We start from the raw sequence: 3,843 nt of genomic DNA, 5'->3' as shown, positions 1-3,843 counted from the left end.
TGCCGGCCGAGACCCCGGTGGTGGAAGTGAAGACCCCGGAGCTGGATGGTCGCGGCAGCTACCGCTTCCTGATGAGCAACGGCGACAAGAAGATGACCGCCGATGAGTTCGATGCCTGGATGAAGGCCAATGGCATCCGCGTTGCCAAGGGTAACGGCCAGGATGCTGCCGCCAAGCCGGTGGTGGTGGCCAGCAAGGACGAGCCGAAGGGCAAGAAGAAAAAGAAGTGATGCCGGGAAGGTGCCGACCTCGGTCGGCACGCCCTCACGCCCGGTAGGTGCCGACCTTGGTCGGCACGCTTTGGCCGGTGGGGATCAACCCTTGATCACGCCCAGCTCGACACCGATGCGGGTGAACGCATCGATCGCGCGGTCCAGATGCTCGCGACTGTGCGCGGCGCTGATCTGGGTGCGGATGCGGGCCTGGCCCTTGGGCACCACCGGGAAGAAGAAGCCGATCGCGTAGATGCCTTCTTCCAGCAGGCGCTCGGCGAACTTCTGCGCCAGCGGTGCGTCGTACAGCATCACCGGGCTGATCGGGTGTACGCCCGGCTTCACGTCGAAACCGGCGGCGACCATCTTTTCGCGGAAGTAGCGGGTGTTTTCCACCAGGGTGTCGCGCAGATCGTCAGCGGCGGCCAGCATCTCGAACGCTTTGATGCCGGCGGCCACCACATGCGGCGGCAGCGAGTTGGAGAACAGGTACGGGCGCGAACGCTGGCGCAGCAGCTCGATCACCTCGGCGCTGGCGCAGGTGAAGCCGCCCAGTGCACCACCCATGGCCTTGCCCAGGGTGCCGGTGATGATGTCGATCTTTTCCAGCACGCCCTTCACTTCGGCCGAGCCGCGGCCGGTGGCACCGAGGAAGCCGGTAGCGTGGCATTCGTCGATGTGCACCAGCGCGTTGTACTTCTTCGCCAGCGCGGTGATCTCGTCCAGCGGCGCAATGAAGCCGTCCATCGAGAACACGCCGTCGGTGGTGATCAGCTTGGTCTTGCAGCCGGCGGCGTCGGCGGCCTGCAGCTGGGCTTCCAGGTCGGCCATGTCGCAGTTGGCATAGCGGAAGCGCTTGGCCTTGCACAGGCGCACGCCGTCAATGATCGAAGCGTGGTTCAGCGCATCGGAAATGATCGCGTCGTTCTCGCCGAGCAGCGGCTCGAACAGACCGCCGTTGGCATCGAAGCAGGCCGCGTACAGGATGGTGTCCTGCTTGCCGAAGAAGTCGGCGATCTGCTTCTCCAGCTGCTTGTGCAGGTCCTGGGTACCGCAGATGAAGCGCACCGAGGCCATGCCGAAGCCGTGGGTATCCAGCGCATCCTTGGCGGCCTGGATCAGGTCCGGATGGTCGGCCAGGCCCAGGTAGTTGTTGGCACAGAAGTTCAGCACCGTGCGGCCGTCCTCGAGGGTGATCTCGGCCGACTGCGGGCTGGTGATGATCCGCTCGGACTTGAACAGGCCCTGGGCGCGGATGGCGTCCAGTTCCTCGGCGTAGTGGCGGGTCAGGGCGGAGGAGGCGTCGGTCATGGCGTGGGCACGGCTCTGAACGGGGAAACCGCTGATTCTACCGGGCATCGCCGCTTGCCGACCGGCCGGGATGGGGCATCGCCACGGCCGGCACATGTTGCATCGCAATAGCAAACTGGTTAAAAATTCGTGAACCGGAGCTGTCCGGCTCCGGCCACTACGCCTGCTCCCCGCCTTCCACGCCACCGCCCCCACCGGAGACGCTCATGAAGCACGCCCGTGCCTGCCTCGCCATTGCCGCTGCCCTGACCCTGGCCGCCCCGTTCGCCGCCAGCGCCCAGGAAAACGAATCGCCGTACAGCTGGAACGTCACCGCTGTTTCCGATTACCTGTTCCGTGGTGTGTCGCAGACCGACGAGGATCCGACCCTGCAGGCCGGTTTCACCTACACCAGCCCGGTTGGCCTGTATGCCGGCGTGTGGGGTTCGGGCGTGGACTTCGGTGCAGGTGATCCGAAGACCGAGGTCGACTACCTGATCGGCTACGGCGTGGACGTCACCGAGCGCGTCAACGTCGACGTGCTGCTGAACCGCTACACCTACCTGAAGTCCAGCCACCAGAACTACAACGAGCTGATCACCACCACCACGCTGGATGACACCTACAAGCTGACGGTGGCCTACACCAACGATGTATGGAACAGCAGCACCGATGGCTGGTACTTCGGCCTGGGTGGCAGCTGGGGCCTGCCGAAGGACTTCACCCTGAATGCCAATGTCGGCCGCAGCACGTTTGAAGACGGCATCGCCAAGGATTACACCGACTGGAATGTCGGCGTTGAGCGCCAGTTCGGGATGGCCAAGGTCGGCCTGGGTTACTACGGCACCGACGGCAACGGCCGCGACAACTCCGGCAAGCTGGCCCACAGCCGCGTGATGCTGACCGTCGCGATCGGTAACTGATGCGCCTTCGCTGATGTCCACGAAAAAGGCGCCCAATGGGCGCCTTTTTCAATTTCAGCCGCATGCCTTACCCCGGCTGGGGGAGAGCCCCCTTGTTGTTCAAGGGGGCGCGCCGACGGCGCGGGGATAAGGAAACCTGCGGGGGAATTGACCCGAAGGGTCAATTCCAGCTCAACACAACCTTGCCGGCCTTGCCTTCTTCCATCAGGTCGAAGCCCTTCTGGAAGTCGTCGATCGGCAGCTGGTGGGTCATCACCTTGCCGAGCGGGAAGCCGGACAGCACCAGCTGGGTCATCTTGTACCAGGTCTCGTACATCTTGCGGCCGTAGATGCCCTGCACGGTCAGGCCCTTGAAGATGATCTTGTCCCAGTCGCAGCCGGCGCCCTTGGGCATGATGCCGAGCATGGCGATCTTGCCGCCGTGGTACATGCAGTCGAGCATGTCGTTGAACGCACGCGGGTTGCCGCTCATTTCCAGGCCCACGTCGAAGCCCTCCATGTGCAGTTCCTTCATCACGTCCTTCAGCGACTGGTTGGCCACGTTGACCACGCGGGTGGCACCCATGTCGGCGGCCAGCTTCAGACGGAAGTCGTTGACGTCGGTCACCACCACGTTGCGTGCACCGATGTGCTTGCAGATGCCGGCGGCGATGATGCCGATCGGGCCGGCACCGGTGATCAGAACGTCTTCACCGATCACGTTGAACTCCAGCGCGCAATGCGCGGCGTTGCCGTACGGATCGAAGAACGCGGCCAGCTCGGACGGAATCTGGTCCGGGATCGGCCACAGGTTGCTGGCCGGCATCACCATGTACTCGGCGAAGGCGCCGTTGACGTTGACGCCGATGCCGACGGTGTTCGGGCACAGGTGCGGGCGGCCGCCACGGCAGTTGCGGCAGTGGCCGCAGACGATGTGGCCTTCGGCCGAGACGCGCTGGCCGATTTCATAGCCGGTCACGGCCGAGCCGAGTGCGGCGACGCGACCGACGAATTCGTGGCCGATGGTCAGGCCCGGCTTGATGGTGCGCTGGCTCCACTCGTCCCACAGGTAGATGTGCAGGTCGGTGCCGCAGATCGCGGTCTTCTCGAGCTTGATCAGGACCTCGTTCGGGCCCGGGGTCGGAACCGGAACTTCTTCCAGCCAGATGCCCTTGGCCGCTTCGCGCTTGACCAGGGCCTTCATCGTTTGCTGCGCCATCGGGGTGGAACTCATCAGGGGGAAAGCGCGGATTATAGGGTGCCGCGCGGATTTCCCATGTTGCGCTGCGGGTGCAGTGGCGGAACGAAAGGCGTGTGTTGGCGGGCGTTTCGAACGTGCTGCGAACAGCGGCGCCTCCCTGATCCGGGAAAGGAGGCGTGGTCACCCTGGCCAGGACACGCAAAAGCCCCTCCATGGTGCTCGATGGCGCCATCCATGG

Annotated in this window: 4 protein-coding genes; 2 read left to right on the top strand and 2 right to left on the bottom strand. The window is 64.4% G+C overall.

Annotation, left to right across the window (positions count from 1 at the left end; genetic code table 11):
• Window positions 1–230: hypothetical protein (locus R1L06_RS20390; RefSeq protein ID WP_251267719.1), on the top strand; the 230-nt coding region annotated here is incomplete at its 5' end.
• An 84-nt stretch (window positions 231–314) separates the two neighbouring features.
• Here R1L06_RS20390 and kbl read toward each other — a convergent pair.
• On the bottom strand, window positions 315–1,523 hold the full coding sequence (gene kbl, locus R1L06_RS20385) for a glycine C-acetyltransferase (protein ID WP_032129062.1): 1,209 nt from the start codon (window positions 1,521–1,523) through the stop codon (window positions 315–317).
• Window positions 1,524–1,729: 206 nt separating this feature from the next.
• Between kbl and R1L06_RS20380 the strand changes: the two genes are divergently transcribed.
• Complete coding sequence (locus R1L06_RS20380; RefSeq protein WP_317218588.1) at window positions 1,730–2,425, top strand: TorF family putative porin; 696 nt, start codon at window positions 1,730–1,732, stop codon at window positions 2,423–2,425.
• A 160-nt stretch (window positions 2,426–2,585) separates the two neighbouring features.
• Here R1L06_RS20380 and tdh read toward each other — a convergent pair whose 3' ends face one another.
• Window positions 2,586–3,608, bottom strand: coding sequence for an L-threonine 3-dehydrogenase (gene tdh / locus R1L06_RS20375; protein WP_010483949.1), 1,023 nt, complete (start codon window positions 3,606–3,608; stop codon window positions 2,586–2,588).
• Between the last annotated feature and the right edge of the window lie 235 nt (window positions 3,609–3,843).

Origin of the sequence: Stenotrophomonas mexicanensis (assembly GCF_032911605.1) — a bacterium.
Lineage (GTDB): Bacteria > Pseudomonadota > Gammaproteobacteria > Xanthomonadales > Xanthomonadaceae > Stenotrophomonas > Stenotrophomonas maltophilia_A.
The sequence above is the reverse complement of the archived record's forward strand: the minus strand, read 5'-3'. Positions and strand labels throughout refer to the sequence as shown.